20 protein-coding genes, 1 tRNA gene and 1 pseudogene are annotated in these 19,698 nt (G+C 46.3%); 12 read left to right on the top strand and 10 right to left on the bottom strand.

The annotated features are described in order from the left end of the window. The first annotated feature begins 322 nt into the window (after window positions 1-322). The 4 genes from QUA70_RS00605 to QUA70_RS00590 all read left to right on the top strand — a co-directional run bounded on the left by QUA70_RS00605 (window position 323) and on the right by QUA70_RS00590 (window position 2,141). Window positions 323-616, top strand: a complete 294-nt coding sequence (locus tag QUA70_RS00605; protein ID WP_333120947.1) for a hypothetical protein — start codon at window positions 323-325, stop codon at window positions 614-616. A gap of 103 nt (window positions 617-719) precedes the next feature. After that, window positions 720-1,148, top strand: coding sequence for a heavy metal-responsive transcriptional regulator (locus tag QUA70_RS00600; protein ID WP_333325372.1), 429 nt, complete (start codon window positions 720-722; stop codon window positions 1,146-1,148). 509 nt (window positions 1,149-1,657) lie between these two features. Then, window positions 1,658-1,924, top strand: coding sequence for a DUF6972 family protein (locus tag QUA70_RS00595; RefSeq protein WP_333325374.1), 267 nt, complete (start codon window positions 1,658-1,660; stop codon window positions 1,922-1,924). Further along, window positions 1,914-2,141, top strand: a complete 228-nt coding sequence (locus QUA70_RS00590; RefSeq protein WP_445301485.1) for a hypothetical protein — start codon at window positions 1,914-1,916, stop codon at window positions 2,139-2,141. Before QUA70_RS00595 ends, QUA70_RS00590 begins: the two co-directional genes overlap by 11 nt. A 155-nt stretch (window positions 2,142-2,296) precedes the next feature. Here QUA70_RS00590 and QUA70_RS00585 read toward each other — a convergent pair whose 3' ends face one another. The 3 genes from QUA70_RS00585 to QUA70_RS00575 form a co-directional block, all read right to left on the bottom strand. After that, window positions 2,297-2,524: a type II toxin-antitoxin system HicA family toxin gene (locus QUA70_RS00585; RefSeq protein ID WP_015174173.1), complete on the bottom strand. Its 228-nt coding sequence runs from the start codon at window positions 2,522-2,524 to the stop codon at window positions 2,297-2,299. Then, window positions 2,517-2,729, bottom strand: coding sequence for a type II toxin-antitoxin system HicB family antitoxin (locus QUA70_RS00580; protein ID WP_333148509.1), 213 nt, complete (start codon window positions 2,727-2,729; stop codon window positions 2,517-2,519). The genes QUA70_RS00585 and QUA70_RS00580 overlap by 8 nt, the downstream gene beginning before the upstream one ends. Before the next feature lie 504 nt (window positions 2,730-3,233). Beyond that, window positions 3,234-3,974, bottom strand: a complete 741-nt coding sequence (locus QUA70_RS00575) for a calcium-binding protein (protein ID WP_333325378.1) — start codon at window positions 3,972-3,974, stop codon at window positions 3,234-3,236. A gap of 215 nt (window positions 3,975-4,189) precedes the next feature. Between QUA70_RS00575 and QUA70_RS00570 the strand changes: the two genes are divergently transcribed. From QUA70_RS00570 to QUA70_RS00550, 5 genes are all read left to right on the top strand, one after another. After that, the gene (locus tag QUA70_RS00570) at window positions 4,190-5,596 is read left to right on the top strand and encodes an NB-ARC domain-containing protein (protein WP_333325380.1); all 1,407 of its coding nucleotides are present in this window, start codon (window positions 4,190-4,192) and stop codon (window positions 5,594-5,596) included. Window positions 5,597-5,660: 64 nt separating this feature from the next. Next, the gene (locus tag QUA70_RS00565) at window positions 5,661-6,071 is read left to right on the top strand and encodes a HEPN domain-containing protein (protein ID WP_333325383.1); all 411 of its coding nucleotides are present in this window, start codon (window positions 5,661-5,663) and stop codon (window positions 6,069-6,071) included. Then, window positions 6,050-6,439: a hypothetical protein gene (locus QUA70_RS00560; protein ID WP_333325384.1), complete on the top strand. Its 390-nt coding sequence runs from the start codon at window positions 6,050-6,052 to the stop codon at window positions 6,437-6,439. Before QUA70_RS00565 ends, QUA70_RS00560 begins: the two co-directional genes overlap by 22 nt. A 76-nt stretch (window positions 6,440-6,515) precedes the next feature. Next, a complete protein-coding gene (xth, locus tag QUA70_RS00555) occupies window positions 6,516-7,301 on the top strand; it encodes an exodeoxyribonuclease III (RefSeq protein ID WP_333325388.1) in 786 nt (261 codons plus the stop codon). Window positions 7,302-7,482: 181 nt separating this feature from the next. Beyond that, window positions 7,483-8,358, top strand: coding sequence for an SDR family oxidoreductase (locus QUA70_RS00550; protein WP_333344620.1), 876 nt, complete (start codon window positions 7,483-7,485; stop codon window positions 8,356-8,358). A 169-nt stretch (window positions 8,359-8,527) separates the two neighbouring features. Here the strand turns inward: QUA70_RS00550 and QUA70_RS00545 are convergent, their stop codons facing one another. Both QUA70_RS00545 and QUA70_RS00540 read right to left on the bottom strand, forming a co-directional pair. Beyond that, window positions 8,528-9,649: an EAL domain-containing protein gene (locus tag QUA70_RS00545; RefSeq protein WP_333344622.1), complete on the bottom strand. Its 1,122-nt coding sequence runs from the start codon at window positions 9,647-9,649 to the stop codon at window positions 8,528-8,530. A 478-nt stretch (window positions 9,650-10,127) separates the two neighbouring features. Further along, window positions 10,128-10,201 (bottom strand) — tRNA-Pro (locus QUA70_RS00540). 91 nt (window positions 10,202-10,292) lie between these two features. On the opposite strand from QUA70_RS00540, the pseudogene lipA reads away from it, so the two are divergent. The 3 genes and pseudogenes from lipA to QUA70_RS00525 form a co-directional block, all read left to right on the top strand. Beyond that, window positions 10,293-11,168 (top strand): annotated as a pseudogene (lipA, locus tag QUA70_RS00535) (lipoyl synthase); the annotation flags it as partial. A gap of 786 nt (window positions 11,169-11,954) precedes the next feature. After that, window positions 11,955-13,220 (top strand): RNA polymerase sigma factor SigC, encoded by a 1,266-nt coding sequence (gene sigC, locus QUA70_RS00530; protein WP_333325399.1) that lies wholly within the window; start codon window positions 11,955-11,957, stop codon window positions 13,218-13,220. Window positions 13,221-13,487: 267 nt separating this feature from the next. Continuing rightward, window positions 13,488-14,015, top strand: coding sequence for a transcriptional repressor (locus tag QUA70_RS00525; RefSeq protein ID WP_333325401.1), 528 nt, complete (start codon window positions 13,488-13,490; stop codon window positions 14,013-14,015). A 177-nt stretch (window positions 14,016-14,192) separates the two neighbouring features. Here QUA70_RS00525 and QUA70_RS00520 read toward each other — a convergent pair whose 3' ends face one another. From QUA70_RS00520 to QUA70_RS00500, 5 genes are all read right to left on the bottom strand, one after another. Beyond that, window positions 14,193-15,767: a peptidoglycan-binding protein gene (locus tag QUA70_RS00520; RefSeq protein WP_333344623.1), complete on the bottom strand. Its 1,575-nt coding sequence runs from the start codon at window positions 15,765-15,767 to the stop codon at window positions 14,193-14,195. 529 nt (window positions 15,768-16,296) lie between these two features. Next, the gene (locus tag QUA70_RS00515) at window positions 16,297-16,473 is read right to left on the bottom strand and encodes a hypothetical protein (protein WP_006632312.1); all 177 of its coding nucleotides are present in this window, start codon (window positions 16,471-16,473) and stop codon (window positions 16,297-16,299) included. 447 nt (window positions 16,474-16,920) lie between these two features. Beyond that, window positions 16,921-17,382, bottom strand: coding sequence for an SH3 domain-containing protein (locus QUA70_RS00510; protein WP_333325406.1), 462 nt, complete (start codon window positions 17,380-17,382; stop codon window positions 16,921-16,923). Between the two features lie 168 nt (window positions 17,383-17,550). After that, entirely contained in the window at window positions 17,551-19,059 is a 1,509-nt protein-coding gene (locus QUA70_RS00505; protein ID WP_333344625.1) for an AAA family ATPase, read from the bottom strand. A gap of 115 nt (window positions 19,060-19,174) precedes the next feature. Next, complete coding sequence (locus tag QUA70_RS00500; protein ID WP_333325411.1) at window positions 19,175-19,690, bottom strand: YceD family protein; 516 nt, start codon at window positions 19,688-19,690, stop codon at window positions 19,175-19,177. Window positions 19,691-19,698 lie beyond the last annotated feature (8 nt).

The raw sequence follows: 19,698 nt of genomic DNA, 5'->3' as shown, positions 1-19,698 counted from the left end.
GTCTTGACTCTTCCGGCAGCGGGTGTGAGTTCTGCGGACCGCGACAAATTCGGGAATTGATTAAAATATTAATTACAAACAAGCCCAGCGACTTCTCTGCCGAGAGAGATCTGTTCCCGAATGCAATAGCTGGCTTTTGGAGGTATATATGGGGTGGAATTTTGATTTGACAAGCTTGGCAATTTTGCCTCGCTCCCGTACAATTCCCCACAGGCGAGAAGATTAATTTAGGTGAAGCTAGTCTTTGAGCTAGAAATCCCGATCGTTCCGCCAACTCTAAGTTTTAGAGCTTGTAAATAAATATAGAACAGAGTAAAACCCAATGAATGCTTCGTGGACGCGACTTTTGAGGTCAGCTTACCGTAGAGAGCCAATTACCAGCTTTGTTGTGACAGTGGGCGTTGTCGATGCAGCCATCGGCAGCATCGGTGCGAGTGGCTCTTTATTGGCTTTTGGGCTGGGTACCGCTGGGGTGGCGATGGCTCTCCGCTGGTGGCAATTTTACCGCTCTGGAGCCGAACAACCCGCACCGGCTCCCGAATACTATCTTCCTCCTCAGTCTTCTAGACCTCAGTTGCCCGTGCTTAATGTGTCTAAAAAAAATCCTCCTTATTAAGATTACTGGGCAATGCTGACTGGGCGATGTGCCGATCGACTCCCTGGATCTGAGGCACTAAAAGATAGGGCAAGAAAGTCTTTCGATCTTGGATGCTTGGTTTATGAATATTTCTGTTGCCGAGAAACTGTACCAAATTGGCTCTGTAGCTGCCTGTAGTGGTTTGTCGGTCAAAACTGTTCGTTACTATGAGGAGATGGGCTTGCTGTCTCCTGCGGTAAAGCGCTCGCCCGCTGGCTATCGCTTGTTTGGCGAAACCGTATTCAACAGGTTGGCGTTTATTAAACGCTCTCAGGCTCTGGGTTTGAGCCTTCAGGAGATTAAGGATATTTTACAGGTTCGCGATCGGGGAGAGTTGCCTTGCTCTGAAGCGAAGCAGCATCTAACGGCTAAGGTAGAGGAAATTTCCGTGCAAATTGCAGCCTTAGAAACTTTGAAGGGGGAGTTGCAAGGCATTCTCAACTGCTGGCAAGAGCAACCCTCGCAGGCGAGCATTACTAGCACGATTTGTCCGAACATTCAGCGGGATTGAGCAGCGGAAAAATACAAAAAAAGGGAAGGAATTATCGGTTTCCTTCCCTTGATGGTTTTGTTGGTAGTTTTGTCGATCGTGTTGAGCTTTTAACTGTTTTCGCAGAGTTTGCTGTTGCTTTTTGAGTTGCCGAGCCCTGGCTGAGCCGCCTTTACCTTTGGAGTTTCTGCCCTCGCTGCGGGGAGACTCCCAACTTTTTAGTCTCATGTTTTTCATTGTTTGCACTACTTCTATAATACACCCCCACATTTTCACTGTCAAGTATTTTTTAGAGCGATGTTTGGTAGTATCAACTGTTGACTGATGGGGATTTGCTACAGACATAGGGATTATGCGCCCATTGCCTGTGGCTGGTTACGCCTACAGGCTTTTTGACAATTTGGGATGTAAGGGCGATCGCATGATTTAATCATACTTGTATGCTCAGTAATTAATTAATGAGTGGAATTAATTGCCAAATCACCCTTGACAGCAGGCACATTGCTAAACACTTGCCAGACACGCCACAAATGAGAAGACTGCTTAATAAAGGACGTGCTGCTCATATTTTTAACGATGAGGCTACTATGAATCAGGTAGCTCAAGCCATAATAGAAGATGGAGACTTTACAGGTACGATTCGGGGCTACGATCGTTATGGTAAGTTTTTTGCTGAATCAATTGGTTATAGAGTTGACCCGGATGGTAGCCGTCTTTTACTTTACTACGGAGAGATAAAAGTTGATGCAGAAAACCGATACCACGTTACGCCTCGAAGCCGATTTAGTGAAGAATAACTGGGAATTTACAGAGGTATGGATAGATCCAAATCTTTCACCGCCTTATCTTCTTTTGTTACTAAGTGACGCTGAGGGAAATTGTCGGATCTACAATCCGGCTGAGGGTTATAAAGTTGTGTTTTCTAGTAAGAGTTATGATGAGGCGCAGTATTGGCTTTTAGAGGATGAGTATGAACCCGTAGAAGGGCGGCTGAGTGTGTCGGAGTTAGTTTGAATAATTCATGTAGGGGCGATTCCCTACGGGATAGCTGCGCTTCACGCACTTTTTGACAAATTGGGAGATGAGGGGCGATCGCTATTTCATTACGATCGCGATCGACCCCTACAAGCTACAAAAACTCATCTACTGGGAAACCCGGTTATTCTCACTTATAAATTAGCTATAAACTCATCAGGTGTGACCTTTGCTTGCTTTAGAACACCGCTGAGAGTACCAATTTTTAACTCGCGGTGGAGTGGCACAACGCAAACAATTTCTCCGTCTGGAAGAGGCTTTTTAAGGACAACGTGGCTACCCGTTTGTCTGGCTTGATAAAAGTCTAAACGCTCTAGTACGCGAATTACTTCTAGGCTTGATATTCTGGGCAACCTAGGCATAGCTAACCTCTATGCTAGTTACAAACCTGGGAGTGATTTCGTCGGGTAAAGGACACTCTTCGAGATAGAGCCTTGTAGCTTCTTTGAGATTGGCGATCGCTTGTTCTATGGTTTCGCCTTGGTCAATTGTGCCGACTTCTGGACATTCGGCAATGTACATATCTTCTTCTTTGTAAATGATGACTGTGAAGCTTTTAGTTTTCATTATATTTTTGCTTTCAGCATCAGAGGTTGCTTAGTTTCTATTTCCTAGTTTATCTTGGATGTAATTTTTTTGCAAGTACAGCGGAAGAGGCGCGATTCCCTACGGGATAGCTGCGCTTCACGCACTTTGTGACAAGTTGGGACGTAAGGGCGATCGCCTTTTGGTTATTTCTAAATTGAAAAGCGATTGCTATATCATCAAAAAATGCGATTCGTCGCAGCCTATTTGCCTTCGCCGAATCGCCCCTTTCCTTAATGTTTATGAGCTATATCACTTTTGCTGAGTTGCATTTACTTACCTTGCTGGCAATTGGTTATCTACTTATTTTCAGTAGATTCTTCATTAGTAGTTAAAAAGTACACTGAAAATCAACGCGGGAAACAAGAGAGACAACAGGTTAAAACCTGTTGAGTCGGGTTTCATCCCCTCCATAAATCGCAGGGGTTTTCACCCTCCCACGTTATTTCCGATAGCGACAGGCTACCACCCAGCATAGCAGAATCCTCAACTGCTGATAAAGTCCGCTGCTGTCAAGCTCGCTGGTGTTAGAGGAACACGAGTAGTTGGCGATTTATCCACAAGTCCAATAATTCGACCAGTGGATTTAACTCGTAAAGCCAGATTTTGATCGGCACCAGCGCAGACGCCACAAAATGCATTCCAGGGTTCAAACTGCCTTTCCACGAAACGTGGATTCAACCCAGCAGTTTCAAATGTCAGGACTTCGATGTCAGCAAATGTCAGACCTTTTGGAAGTGCAATTTTGTCTTCCCCAGGGAAGAAGTCTTGCAGAAAATCTACTGTATTAGTAGCGACTTCATCTTGAAGGATAAACGTGTCTCGTCCAGCTCCTCCATTCAGAACATCAAAACCTAAATCTCCAGATAAAATGTCCGCACCGTCGCCACCCGATAGCTTGTCGTTATCACGCCCCCCAAACATTTGATCGTTGCCGCGTCCACCAATAAGGGTATCAGTGCCCGCATTCCCAAACAAAACGTCATCGTCAAGTCCACCGTCAAGAGTATCTGCATCTTTACCACCGTAGAGGGTATCGAACCCGCCCTCACCATCTAGTGTGTCACGACCCTGATTCCCGAACAGTTCATCATTGCCACCCAAGCCACGGATCCAGTCATTACCCCCCAAGCCGAACGTTCTGCGGCTGCCATCAGTATCACGAATGAAGTCATCATCCTCTGTGCCTTGTGCATCGGGAGTATTTGCAATATTGATGTTAGCCATTCCTTCTTAAAAATTGCTTAAATTTATTGCGTCCTGATTTTTTAGCATATGTGAAAAATATACTCAAATCAAATCAAATCAATAGGATTTAGTAGGCATTTTTTTACCTTTCCTGATTTCTTTCAGTTGGATAAAGTAGGATTTAGTTGCTAAAGTATCAAACGGTAGGATAAAGTAGGATCGCAATAGGCAAAACCCAAACCCTGACTCGACCTATGGACGTTGAAGAAGTCTTAAAAGTGGCTGACGATCTCGTATTCGCTAAGACAGAAAAACACCTCAACCATCTACAAGAAGGTATATTGCGAGGCACTTGGCAACGCCAGAAATACCCAGAAATTGCCAAAACTTGCTACCGTAGCGAAGCTCATGTCAAAAAAGTCGCAGCAAAATTATGGAAACTTCTATCAGAAACATTAGGTGAAGACATCAATCAATCTAACTTTGCATATACAGTGGAAAGATGGCAATTTTCGATAGTTTCATCACATTTTGGCGACAATGCACAAGTTGGTAAGTTTAAGGTTTGTGCAAACCATCCTGAATTCTTAGAAACCCCAAACTTAGAAAATAAAAATCAGGACACCTCTAGCAAAACTCAGCCCAAACAGCGATTAGACTTATCCGATGCACCAGAACCCAACCTATTCTATAACCGCACATCCGAACTCACCACCCTCGAAAACTGGATTTTAGGCCGCACCCGCCTCATCACCATTTTAAGCTTATCCGGTATTGGCAAAACCGCCCTTACTCTCCAACTAATCTCACAAATTCAACACGAATTCGATTACATCATCTGGCGAAGTCTCCGCAACTCTCCACCGCTGGCATCACTCCAAACCGACTTAATTAAATCCTGTAGGGGCGGTGTCCCCGTGCCCGTTCCCTATCCCGAAGAAAGGGCAACCACGGGGGGATTGCCCCTACTAAAATATTTACGATCACACCGCTGTCTCATCATCCTCGATGATATCCAAACCATCTTCAGCAGCCAACAACTCGCAGGAAATTACCAACCTGGATATGAAAATTACGGCGCATTCTTCAAACAAATAACAGAATCATCCCACAACAGTTGCTTAATCCTCCTGAGTTGGGAAAAACCCAGAGAAATCGCCGCCTTAGAAGGCGAAAACCGCCCCTGCAAATCTCTGCAACTCAACGGTTTAGGCGCGGAAGCACAAGAAATATTCAGAGAAAAAGGTTTAGCAGAACCGGAGAAATGGTCAGAACTAATCGACCTTTACCGAGGCAATCCCTTATGGTTAAATATAGTTGCCACATTGATTCAAGACTTATTCGGCGGTAGCGTTTCCGAATTCCTCTCCTATGATACCCTATTCTTAGGAGACTTAGAATCACTCCTGCACCAGCATTTCGATCGCCTAACCGCATCCGAACAACAGGCGATCGCATGGCTAGCCAATACCCCCGAACCTGCCGACATCTCAAAAATACCAGAAAACCTGCAACTATCACCGCCAGAACTCTTGAAAGTCATGCAATCTTTAGGACGACGGTCATTAGTTGAAACAGTCAAACAAAACGGGCGATCGCACTTTACGATCGCGCCAGTAATCAGAGAATATATAATCAACAAAACCCGACACAAAAACTGATAAATTTATCGCTCTGCTAAACTATAGCTAAGATAGTAAAAATTTATGGAGGTATGCTAAACTTTTGAATAGCCAAGATTTACAGAACCTAGCACTCACTCGACTTGAAGAAGTAGAAGTGCTGCTCAACAATCATAAATACTCAGGTGCTTACTACCTCAGCGGTTATGTCATCGAATGCGCTTTAAAGGCTTGCATTGCCAAGCAAACTCAGGAATTTGATTTTCCTGACAAGAAAACTGTTATGGACAGTTACACCCACGATTTAGAAAAGTTGGTTAAAGTTGCTAAACTTGATAAAGAGTTAAGGTCTCTCCTCGACGATCCTAATTTTTCAGTGGGATGGTTAGAGGTCAGAGACTGGTCAGAAGAAAGCCGCTATCAAATACATAGCCAACAAAAAGCCCTGGATATATACTTAGCAATTACTGACCCCACTCACGGAGTTTTACAATGGCTACAGCAACATTATTAAGTCACGAAATAGCAGAAGGTCAAAGACTAATAGACGCTCTAAATGCAGCAAATCTATCAGTTGATTCTGCTCTCTGGAACTACGCACCAGAACCAGAAACATGGCGGCTGATGCTCACTTCACCTCTGTACGATCGCGAAGGTTCGCTGAAAACTTATGGGGAAATTCTGTCAGTCTTTCGCGAAGTTAAACCTGAATTGAAAATCGATTGGACAGCCCTCGTAGCAGTAAGCCCAAAACATGACTTAATTGAGGGCTTACGTCAGATACAACAAGATTGGAATTTAGACTTATCAGGCAGAAGAATGACGAATGATCGGATTAATCAGACGTGGATCGAAGATGCTTACATTTATCAAATCAAGTGACTAGACTGTGAATAAAATGGGTTAAAATAGGTGCGATCGCTCTCCCTCTCACCTAACCTTTAGGATTACTATATTAATGAAAATCGCCACCTGGAACGTCAACTCAATCCGCACCCGCCTAGAACACGTTACTAGCTGGTTGCAAACAAACTCCCCAGACGTTCTCTGCCTCCAAGAAACCAAAGTTCCAGACAAAGACTTTCCCCTAGAACCCTTCACCAACCTCGGCTACAACTGCTACATTTCCGGTCAAAAATCCTACAACGGCGTCGCCATTTTTAGCCGATCGCCCCTAACGCAAATCAGCACCGGATTTGCCCCCCTTCTCGGCGACGAAGCCACAGGTATGTTTGACGAACAAAAACGCCTCATAGCGGGGATTATAGACGATATTTGCATTATTTGCGTATACGTTCCCAACGGTTCCGAAGTTGGCAGCGAGAAATATGAGTACAAGCTAAAGTGGCTCAAACTGCTGCAAGAATACCTCAAAATAGCACTAGATAAATCCCCCAAATTGTGTATTTGCGGCGACTTCAACATCGTCCCGGACGATCGAGATATCCACAATCCCAAAGCCAATGCTAACTCCGTCGGCTTGTCTGTCGCCGAGCGCCTCGCGCTAACAGAAATCATAGAATTAGGATTAAACGACCCCTTTCGCAAATTCACCACAGAAGGCGGTCATTATAGCTGGTGGGACTACCGCGCCGCCGCATTTCCCCGCAACAACGGCTGGAGAATCGACCACCATTATCTCAGCCCTCCCCTCTACGAACAAGCAAAAAACTGTACAATAGATACTGCTCCCAGAAAATTAATCAAACCCAGCGACCACGCCCCCGTAATTGTCGAAATTTGATTTATAAGTTATAAGGTTAATAACAATTAACATCTTGCCCCATTCTCAATAAGCCTTGGATGGGCGGACAGGATGCCCAACCCCCTACTCCCCACAAGAAAATTCACTCTTTGTGGAACCGGCATCTTGCCTACTATTGAGAAAAGTGCAATATGTAAGTAACAACCAACAACTAAAAATCATGTTCTTAGTAACCGGAGCAACAGGCGCACTAGGCCGCCGAATTGTACGAGAAATCAGACAGCAAGAGAAGCCTGTCCGCGCATTCGTTCGCCTCGCATCTCGCTACTCAGAACTAGAAAACCGAGGCGCCGAGATTTTTATCGGCGACTTAAAACAAGACAAAGATATTAAAAAAGCCTGCCAAGGAGTGCAATACATTATCAGCAGCCACGGCACCGGCGGCGACGTTCAAGCAGTTCACTACCGCGCTAACATAGAATTGATCGACTGCGCCAAAGAAGCGGGAGTGCAGCACTTTGTCTTTCTTTCGGTACTGGGAGTCGATCGCGGATACGAAGATTCAGCAGTATTTAAAGCCAAGCGAGAAGTAGAAAAATACCTGCAAAACAGTGGCTTGAATTATACAATCTTGCGGCCTGCCGGTTTTGCTTCCAGCTTGTTACCCCTAGCAGAAAGATTTCGAGAAACCGGACTTTACCTGCTGATTGGCGACGGCAAAAACCGCACCTCTGTTGTCAGTACCGACGACTTAGCAAAGATTGCCGCAGACTCGCCAACAGTCGAAGGCGCCCGCAACCAAATTCTGCGAGTCGGTGGCCCGGATGTGCTGACAAGGGATGACATTCCCCGCATTTTTGCACGCTTATTCAATCGCGAACCGATGGTAATCAACCCGCCACTGGTTGTGTTTGACGGTTTGAGAAATGCCTTGGGTTTATTGAATCCTCAAGCTCAAAAAGACTTAGGAACTTTGCGGGTATTGCTGGGTAACGAGTATTTCTGCACTCCCGAAGAAGTGCAAAACTTGGAATCAATCTACGGCATGAGAATGGAATCCTTAGAAATGTTTCTGCGACGCAATTTGAGCGTTTAAAATGCTAGTTATTCTCGTTACCAGGCTCTGCCTGGTAATGAAAATCCGGAGGCTCTGCCTCCCAATTGTTGTCTCATTTTAAGGGAGGCAGAGCCTCCCGATATGCGTCCCCAGGCAGAGGCCTGGGAACGAGCCAATGTAGCGCCCAATCGCAACTGAAAACCCGTTATTAAGCAGAAATAGGTAGTGGTTCAGCACCAATATAGCTCGTAACTGCGATCGGCGGAGAAGTCGGCTTAGCAATCAAATAACCTTGAACAAAAGTTGCTCCCCGTTCTCGCACCCACTCAAACTCCTCCAAAGTTTCCACACCTTCAGCAACAGTTTTAATTTCTAATTGAGCGGCAATTTCTAACATCTTTTCCGTAATGAGAGCCTTATAATAATCTTGATGGACGTTGCGAATCAATTGCATATCCAACTTAATAAAATCTGGACGCAGTTGGTGCATCAAATTTAAATTAGAAGAACCGCTGCCAAAATCGTCCAGGGCAATTAAAAATCCCGCCTCTCGGTAAAACCTCAGAATATTAATTAAGTGATCCATATCAGGAGGGTGCTGAGATTCCGCCACTTCAAAAACAATATTGCTGTGAGGAATTCCCGCTTCATCAATAGCCTGTACTGTTCTCCGCAGACACGTAGCGGGATCGTAAACTGAAGTGGGAGAAAAATTAATAAAAAGTAGTTCTTTGATATCGTAAACATGGGCTTCGCGGATAGCGCGAGTCCGGGCTAAAACATCTAGTTGAAAAATTAGGCCAGCTGATTCTGCTTGGGCAAAAATCCGGCCCGGATAAATTAAGTTTCCTTGCTCGTCAATTCCTCGGAGTAGCGCTTCGTGGGCAAAAATTTTAGAAGTATCTGAGGTATAAACAATGGGCTGAAAATGTGTAGTAATGCGTTCTTCGGACAATAAATCTAACAGCCAATCAGAGTTACTCAAATTAATAAAATAGTCTAAGGAAGTGCTGCGATAAAAATCGCTAAGTTTTGGCTGTTCAACTTCGCGCATCCACAAAACTTTTGTCTCTTTCAACTCTTGAGTTGTCAGCACCGATGATGCTAGGGTCTTAAACTTTTCGTTTGCTATGCCCTCAAGCATAATGTACAAACACTTGCTCTCTTCTAACAGCCCGAATTCAAGTTTAGCCTTGGTCAGTGCAGAAATAACCTTATTCAACGTGTGTGATACTGGAAACCACAGGTATAGACCTCCCCTGCCCTCTATTTTTTCAGGTACTGTTTCGCAGCGAGAGCAGGAGCCGAAGGCTTTGCCACTTATTTGCATTGGAATATCCTCCGGTTTTTGGGTTAATTTTAGACAAGCTAACAATTAAGTTTTATTATAAGCTAATTCACTTATTAATTCATCTATCTCAAGATGTAAATCTTAATGAACTTGTATTTAAGAATTATTGCAGTATTTATACTTGCCTCCGGTTTCAAACCTTGGTCAAAGTTCTCATTATTCAGCAAGTACCTGCGATCGAACACTGTCCTAAATCATCACAGAGGGAGAAGGCAAAGAGTTGTTCTCTACTCTCTACTGCTGCTCTGATTGTTTACGTTTTATTCTATAATTCCCTCTGGCAAAACAGTCGGTACAGTTGATTTTTTAGCAAAGGGGAATTAACACGCCCGTGAAGCGCAGCTATCCCGTAGGGAATCGCCCCAGAGACTAATTTATGCGTACCACAAATATACACACCCGGACGATCGCCCAAAACAAACTCACTGGCTGGGGAATATCCAATTTAATTTTATAATCGGGATGACAGGATTTGAACCTGCGACCCCCTCGTCCCGAACGAGGTGCGCTACCAAGCTGCGCTACATCCCGAAATTAGTCACTATATTTTAAGCTTATCACATTCAACTGAAAATTCAGCAACCTCGTATATAATTATTTGTAAAATACTACTCAGGCGGAGACAGACGTGACAGTTAAGCCCCAGTGGTTGCGAGTTAAAGCCCCCCAGTGGGAGCGCGTCGGCAACGTCAAAGAAATTTTGCGGGATTTATCCCTGAATACGGTTTGCGAGGAGGCGTCGTGTCCGAACATCGGCGAATGCTTCAACGCAGGTACTGCGACATTTTTGATTATGGGCCCGGCTTGTACCCGCGCCTGTCCTTACTGCGACATCGATTTTGAGAAAAAGCCCCAACCTTTAGATCCCACGGAACCACAAAGATTGGCCCAAGCAGTGCAGCGGCTCAAACTCAACCACGTCGTGATTACCTCTGTCAACCGGGACGATTTGCCGGATGGGGGCGCGTCTCAGTTTGTCGAGTGCATTCAAGCAGTGCGCTGTGCGATGCCGGACACAACTATAGAAGTTTTGATTCCCGACTTGTGCGGCAACTGGCAAGCTTTAGAAATCATTCTCGCAGCCCGCCCAGACGTACTCAACCACAATACCGAAACCGTAAAGCGACTTTACCGCAAGGTGCGACCGCAAGGAAAGTACGATCGCACCTTGGAACTATTGCAGCGAAGTCGCGAACTCGCACCTGGGGTTTACACCAAATCCGGCATCATGGTGGGACTGGGAGAAACAGACGCCGAAATTCGGGAGGCGATGCAGGACTTACGGGCTGTCGGCTGCGATATTTTAACAGTTGGACAGTACCTCCAACCGACTCAAAAGCACTTAAACGTAGAAAACTTTGTGCCTCCAGAACAGTTTGATGCTTGGAGAAAGTTTGGCGAATCTTTGGGATTCTTGCAAGTTGTCGCTTCTCCCTTAACTCGCAGTTCCTATCACGCCGAACAGGTGAGGGAACTGATGAAACTTTACCCACGCTAGCAATTTTAATTTGAGTTGACTCGCGCCCGATCGCACCATTCTCACTAAAAGCAGATCAACCGGGTAACAGCGAGGAAAAAGTTGCGCTTTATATGCAGGCCCTGGGCAAAAAACCCGGTTTCAGATGCTGGTGTTTGGGGCGTGAGGTTAAGCGGGAAGCAGCAGCCAACAGCAAAACAATTATCGGTCGATCGTCGCCTCAATGTCGCGACTTACCTAAAAAAGATCCAGAAACCGGGTTTCTTCCTCAAACTTCTAGGTTTTAATCCAGAAATTTGAGGAAGAAACCCGGTTTTTGCGTCAGCCAATAACTCGGTACTGGGGACTCTAGCCACTCTGAAACCCATATTCTATAATGGATTAAACTTCTGCGCTCACTGCCGCGTATTTAATCAACAGCGCCGAGTTATATAAAGTTTTATTAAAAAAATGGCTAATTTTCCGAAGTGATCGGGAACCAGGTTATTGGTGATGAAGATTAACTTAACTTCTGACTAACGTCACTTGTTTCTAGCCAGTCACTATCTATACTAGCTACATAAACAAAGAAGTACAACACACTTTTCGGGCCTTCAACCTGTTACATCAGAAAGTTCTTAGCGTTTTCCAGAATCTTGGTAAAACAAGTGGGGCAGCAAAAGTTCGATCGAACAACAGCAGAAAAGTCAGAAAAGTTACTAAAGAAACACAAAGCGGTGATGCTTCGTCTTAACCAAATGGGCATCTTAATTATAAATAACCGCTAAGCGTAGCATCTTTTCACCCGGAGCCACTGAGAAAATCACTATGCCAGCCACCTCTTTTTACGCTGAAGCTGAATTCGACGAACAACTGCGAGTCAATCCCTTGCAAGGTGATGTGTTGGATGAAGATGCTGAAGAAGCTGGAGACGAACTGCTCGACCAAGACCCAGCAGAGACAGAAGATGCAGACCCAGCAGCCAAATTGCAAAAAAATGCCAGCCGCCGCACTACAGATTTAGTGCGCCTGTACCTCCAAGAAATAGGTCGGGTTCGTCTCTTGGGTAGAGACGAAGAAGTCTCGGAAGCTCAAAAAGTTCAGCGCTATATCAAATTGCTGGAATTACGCAACACCGTCGCCTCCCAGGAAGAAGGGCTAATTGGGCGCTTCGTGCATTTAATTGAAGTGCGCGATCGCTTAGCAGCACAGTTGGGACATAAACCTTCCCTGGAACGCTGGGCATTAACTGCCGGCGTCGATGACGTGCCAGAACTCAAGCGAATTATGTCCGAAGGCAAGCGCCACTGGGCAGAGTTAGCAGAGATGACAGTCGAGACGATCGAAAGAATTCAAGCTGAAGGCGTCGAAGCTAAAGACCACATGATTAAGGCGAACCTGCGCCTGGTGGTTTCGGTGGCGAAAAAATATCAAAATCGCGGTTTAGAATTGCTCGACTTAATACAAGAAGGTACTCTCGGACTGGAGCGAGCTGTAGAAAAGTTTGACCCGACGCGGGGCTATCGGTTTAGCACCTATGCCTACTGGTGGATTCGGCAGGGAATTACGCGGGCTATCGCCACTCAAAGCCGCACCATTCGCCTCCCCGTCCACATCACCGAAAAACTTAACAAAATCAAAAAAGCCCAGCGCAAAATTTCTCAAGAAAAAGGTCGGACAGCTACGATCGAAGATATCGCTGTCGAGTTGGACATGACGGCGCCCCAAGTCCGAGAAGTTTTGCTGCGAGTTCCCCGTTCTGTTTCTTTGGAAACTAAAGTGGGCAACGAAAAAGATACAGAGTTGGGCGACTTGCTCGAAACCGACAGCATCTCCCCAGAAGAAATGCTGATGCGAGAAGCTCTGCACCGGGACTTACAGCAACTGCTGGCAGATTTGACCAGCCGGGAGCGAGATGTAATTTTGATGCGCTTTGGTTTGGGCGACGGACACCCCTATTCGCTGGCAGAAATCGGTCGCGCCCTCGACTTGTCCCGCGAGCGAGTCCGCCAAATTGAAGCCAAAGCTTTGCAAAAACTCCGCCAACCCAAGCGTCGCAACCGCGTCCGCGACTATCTGGAGTCTCTGACTTAAATTGGGACGGTCAGTCAGCGCGATTAATCAGGGAGCAAGGCATTTGGCACTTGTGCAGAAGGCATGAGGCATTCGGCAGAAGTAACAATATTTACTTCTAAACAACTTCTCTGTCCTCTGCAGCAAGTCATCAAGCTTGTTAAAAGTAAAAAAATATCAAAAACCAAATTTTTTCCTCAATCTTTTTTCAATAAGCTGCGATATTTGCAAAATATCTTGATCGTTGTGTATTATTGTCAATAGGCAGACTTTCTTGAGAGGGTCACAATGGCACTTTACACCGCGTCTTCATTCAAATCCGAACTCAATGACAAAGGCTGGCGGATGACTCCCCAACGGGAAACCATCTTGCACGTTTTTCAGAACCTCCCCAAAGGCAATCACCTGAGTGCGGAGGATTTGTACACTTTGTTAAAAAATCGCGGAGAAAACATTAGCTTGTCCACCATTTACCGAACTTTAAAGTTAATGGCAAGGATGAGCCTCCTCCGCGAACTCGAACTAGCAGAAGGTCACAAACACTATGAAATAAACCAGCCTTACCCGCATCACCACCACCACCTAGTCTGCGTTCAGTGCAACAGAACGATCGAATTTAACAACGATTCGATTTTGAAAATTGGCATGAAGCAAGCTGAAAAGTCTGGGTTGCACCTGCTAGACTGCCAGCTAACCATTCATACGGTGTGCCACGAAGCTTTGCGGATGGGATGGCCGTCTTTGGTTTCCAGCAATTGGTCTTGTCCGAGGTCGATCGCCCAGCACGGCAGCAGCGCCCCGGATTCAATCGAGTGAACGTAGCCTATTTTCGCATTTCAAGTACGGATTGTTACAAGTTTTAACAAAGATTGGTAGCCCAAGTGCGATCACAGTTACGCGGAAACCGGGTTTCTTCAGAAAAATACATCATTTCAGGAATGAGTCGGAAACCAGAAACCCGATTTCTTTGATGTAGCGTCCGCAAGCCTGGGGCTAAAAAGTTTGGCTTAACAAATCGTCGCTGCTGACCCCGTAACTGCGCTGAGCTCGATCGAGGGCGTCTCTCGTTGGAGTATCTAAAACTCCGCCGATGGGGCCTGTGTAAAAGCCGAGGTCTTGCAGCCGCCTTTGTAATTGCTGAATGCTCGATCGAGAGTTGAAACTGCTGCTAATTGGAACAGCAGGAACACCTACCCGCCCAGCTAATCCATTTTGGAGGGCAGCCAAAGTCGCCGGAGTGGCAATACCCGTCGCCGGTGACAAATTGCGTTCCTGCTGAAACGACAGCACCGCAAACTCGGTCTCGGCTCCAAATACTCCGTTCACCGGGCCGGGGTTTTTGCCCAGACTTCTGAGCGAAGACTGAAGTTGTCGGACAGCAGGCCCAGTATCGCCCCGTCGCAGACCAGTGGCGATTTGTGGCACAGGCGCTGCTGCCTGCCTGTTGCCTTGCCGCAAAGCCGATCGAGTGCTGCGATCGACTCTTCCAGTCCCGAACAGTCCGCTATCCCTCTGAAAGCGGATCAAAGCTGCCTGAGTTGGTCGATCGAACCAACCGTGAATCTGGCTCCTGTAATAACCCAATTCTTGCAGCCGCCGCTGCACAAATTCTACTTGTCGGCCTCTGTCGCCCAACTCCAGAAAATCTCCGGCATTACTCTGTTGGTCATCTTCCTCAGTCCATGAGGTAATTTCAGCTTGCCTCATCTGGGCATCGATAGCAGTCAAAGTAGCAGTGTCAGCGCAGCCGTCAGAAACCAGATTGTAATCTTGCTGAAAACGAGTCACAGCGTAGAGAGTGCGTTCGCGGAACTTGCCGTCAACGCCACCTTCAAAATAGCCCAAAGCTTTTAATTGCCGCTGGATCAAGTCTACCGTCGCCCCTCTGTCCCCGAACCGCAGCCCCTTGCAACCGCCATTTCCCGAAATATCCCCCGGAAGCGTAACGGGGGGAACCGGCCGGGTGGAACCAAACAGCAAAGCTAAAGTTTGCCTATCGGCAATTCCAGTTACCCGCAGTCGATTAATTCGCTGGAAGTATCTAACCGCATTTTGAGTAACTTCGCGAAAACTCCCTGTGGGATGCGCGCTGAAGTAGCCTAGCTGCTTCAACCTGCGCTGGAGAGCAGAAACACCTGCACCCGCGTCTCCAAAACGCAGCTCCCGATAATTTGTATAAATAGTATTAAAAGGTCGATCGTCCCCCGCAAAATTGTTGAGTGCTATCACAGTAGCTCGATCGGGCCTACCAGTCAGCGACAGTTGATAGTCTCGCTGAAAGTTAGTCAGCGCTTGTTGAGTAACCGGGCCGAGTTGACCAGTCGAAGATCTGGGAAAATAGCCGAGTTCCCGCAACCTGTCTTGAATCGCTCGCACATTGGGATATCCCGGATCTATTTGAGCAAAAGCCGAACTGGCTGCACTCAAAACCGACAGCATCAAAGCCAGAGACAGCAAACGGACGTATGTCTGACTCGATAGGTTTTGCCACTTGGGCTCATCAAAAATTTTCGAGTCTGCGGGTGCTTCGCAAACAAGAGCAAGTTCGAGGTAAGCAAGAGATTCCATAATTTTTTAGTGTGAAATTGTGGGTGGGTTGTGTGAGCAAACTGCCAAAAATGATTTTTGGCACGCTTGGCTTGGATTCTATCAACGCTAAGTTCTACTTGGAAAGCGCCAAGCACCCGTGTTTCTAAAAAATTTACCGTCAATAATAATTACAGGTAATAACCAAGATAGCATCGCTGCTTCTAGAGGCGCGAGACTCAGCAAAAAAGTTTGCAAGCACATCTTAGCCTTTAAGGCCGAAACAGAATAAGTTATGGGGTAGTGCTGGCTAATATTTTATCTGGCTGCCGCAGAAATTACCACAAGACTTGCGCGCAGGTTCTCATCACTTTAATTGGTTGTCGGGTAAAGAGCCTGAAATCGTAGGTTTTTTGTTAAGAAACGCGGCTTCTTCATGTGGCGAGTGCGTCTGGGAAAGTACCGCTGATTAACCAAAAAACTAGCCACTACAAATCCCCACTTTTGCAAGTTGCAAATAGGGCGGGGATTTTTTGATAAGTTGACTTTCTCTTAAAAAATAGACGATCGCTTAAATTAAGCCGAACCGATCGCAAATTACAGCTACTCCCGCTGCAAAAACAGTAATTGCGATGGCTACCAGCGGGTTTTGCCCTCTGCTAACCGCAAAAGAGGTAACGACCCCAGCTCCCAAAGCTGCAGTAACAGCCGCAGTCGCCAAATCTCGATCGGGACGTTTGTCGTACATATTTTTTATTGTTGGTAGCTGAAGAGCTCAAAACTTACATCTTGTAATCCAAGCTACCACTCTTGCCTCTGCCGCGGTGACCACCGCCTGGGTTTTGCAACTAACCTTAAAATTTTGCTAATTTTCTTAACATAGTCTCCTTCATAACATAAGTTAAGATTATGTTTTTTAGAGTTTTTCTGTTGAACTTTAGCTCTTGAAACCTTTTGTCTGCTGGACTTTTATGTTAAATTCAGGATTTTGCAGGGGCGATCGCACCCGCAGTCTGTGCGCCTCACACTGCAATCCCCAATATCGTAAATAAAATTAACTTGACTTTTTGTGATAAATGTGTATGCCGCCCTTTCAAGCAAAAGACAGAAAAAAAATTGACCTTGGTGAACAATCCACACACTGCGATTGCTTCGCTGCCCTCACAATGATAGGAGTAGATTTTTGGTCTAAGTTTTATTCGCCCTCAACTTTTTCAGTATTGCCGCCTTTGACCCAACCTTCGCGATTGCCATCCTCAATCCGAATTCGCTGCCACTCTTTGTCGGGGGACTCTTCCAAAACCACGACTCTTTCCTTGTAACCAACACCGCCAATGCGATTCGAGTCTCGACTACCAGTATCCCGGAGAATTAAGCCGATCGGCTGAGTCACCATCGCGCGGTAAGCTCCCGGTTCCAGCGGTTTGGGAGAGGGGGCATCGCTAGATGTAGAAACAGGGCTAGCCTGGGCTGTTGACTTCGGCGCAGCGCCCGCAACCTGAGGTGGTGTTTTGTCGTTGGAAAAAACTGGTTTTTCGGGCAAAGTAGTTAGCTTAGCGGCAAAGTAAAGTGCAGCAGCCACGCTAGCACCTGCCATCAGGACGATCGCGAGCAGAAAACCCACTAAAAATTTGAAAACGCTATATACACTGTTCATAAAACCGCAAATGAAGGAAGAAGGAAGAGGGAAGAAGGAAGAGGGAAGAAGGAAGAGGGAAGAAGGAAGAAGGTTGAGTGTTGACTGCTGAATGTTGAATGTTGAGTAAAATCTGGTAACTGCCAACTGACAACTGGCTACTAACTACTGACTACTGACTTCAAAAGCTTAACCTTGAATCCGGCGGCTCAAACTGCCGTATCTAGAAGCAAGGCGAGCTTTCCCAGCAGCGGCCCAATCTTGGAGAAACTGAATTTGTTCTTGAGCCGTTCTGGCTAAGGGAACCATCTGACTAGCTGATTCTAAAATATCATCTGTGGTAAAGTCTCGATTTTGGCTAAACCCAATGTGCATTGCTTCAATCAAAGTTTGCTCGATTTCGGCCCCTGAAAAATCGGGAGTTTCGTAAGCCAAGCGCTCTAAATCGTAATTTTTGATGCTGTGCGATCGCAACCGCAACAAATGTACCTCAAAAATCGCCCGCCGTTCCTCCTGACTGGGCAAACCCACAAAAAATATTTCGTCAAACCTGCCTTTTCTAAGCATTTCTGGCGGTAAAGACTGGATGTTGTTGGCCGTTGCGACTACAAACACCGGAGAAGTTTTTTCTGCCAACCAAGTAATAAAAGTCCCGAACACGCGGCTGGTTGTCCCGGAATCGCCTTTACCGTCTAATCCGGCAAAAGCTTTGTCAATCTCGTCAATCCACAGCACGCAGGGGGCCAAAGCTTCCGCTAGCTGAATCATTTGCCTGGTGCGGGATTCCGATTCTCCGACTAATCCGGCAAACAAACGCCCGACATCCAAGCGCAGTAGAGGCAAATGCCAGTGGTGGGCGATCGCCTTTGCTGTTAAGGATTTTCCGGTTCCTTGAATTCCGACTAACAACAAACCTCTGGGATGCGGCAAACCGTATTGGCGGGCTCGATCGGTAAAAGCACCGCCGCGCCGCAGCAGCCATTCCTTGAGATTGTCCAAGCCGCCGATGTCGGAGATATTTTCGCGGGCTGGGTAAAAATCCAGAATTTGAGTTTGACGAATTGTTTGGCGCTTTTCTTCTAAAATGAGTTCCGCGTCGTCGGGATGGAGTTCGCCTCTGGTGGCGATCGCCTTTGCCAAAACTCGGCGAATTCGTTCGATCGACAGACCTTGACAGGAGCGCACCATTTCGTCCAGCAAACGCCCTTCAATGGCTTGTCCGGTAGCCCCTAACAGCCTTTCTACCTCAATTTTGATTTCCGCCGCCGCAGGCAGGGGAAATTCCAAAACAGTCATCACTTCGCTGAGGTCTTCCGGGATCGAAATTAGAGGAGATACGATGACAATATTTTTGGGCACCGATTTGAGAAGTCTCGCCAAATTCCGCAGCTTGCGGGAAATCGAGACATCTTCTAAAAAGCGCTGAAAGTCGCGCAGAATAAAAATTGCCGGCGCGGTGGCGGGTAATTTTTCGAGAAATTCCAAAGCTTGCAGGGGATTGCGCTTGCCAAAACCGGCATCGTTGGGATTGCCTTGGTAGCCATCAACAAAATCCCAGATGTAGACAGCGCGAGAACCCTGTTTTTTGGCGCATTGGGCGATCGCCGCTTCTACGCGCTCTTCTTCCCGTGTCGGAATGTAAATTAGGGGGTAGCGCGATCGCAGCAGTAATTCAAACTCGTCGCTAAAAATAGTCATTAGTCAGTTGTCAGTGGTTAGTTGTTAGTTGTCAGTGGTTATTTCTTATTTGTTATTTCTTATTTGTTATTAGCTAATTCCAACTGCCAACTGCCAACTGCCAACTGCCAACTGACTAAGGCAATTGCCGTTTAAGTGCTTCCAGAGAGGCCCAGCGACTGTCTGAGACTGTTTCGGAGCTTTCTGTATTTGTTTCATCATCAGTTAAAGAAATTCCCGGACATTCAGTATCGCATATCTGTTTGTGCGGCAGTTCCAAACACATTTGCTCGTACACCCAATCGCTCGGAGAGAAATAGCCCCCTGGGGACAAATTTTCCACCAAATCTTCTAAAGCAACTTCTATTTCTGCTGAACTGGAATCTGTTTGATTTGCTGTTTCTTCGAGCCAGATTAGTTCTGATGAGTTGAGTGCCAAACGATGATTGTATTGTTTCAAGCATCTGTGGCAGGTGAGAGTAACAATTGTTTCAGCTTTTGCCTTCACCTCAAGATAATTCCCTTGGTGAGCCACTTGCAGTCGCCCTCGCACCGGAGTAAGAGTTTCTAAATCGGGGATAAATTCTTCAAAATCAATGACCTCTTTCCGCTCTGTTTTTGTGAGTAGATGAGGGATATAAATTGTCTCCATAATCTTTC

Origin of the sequence: Microcoleus sp. LAD1_D5 (assembly GCF_036702115.1) — a bacterium.
GTDB lineage: Bacteria > Cyanobacteriota > Cyanobacteriia > Cyanobacteriales > Microcoleaceae > Microcoleus.
The sequence above is the reverse complement of the archived record's forward strand: the minus strand, read 5'-3'. Positions and strand labels throughout refer to the sequence as shown.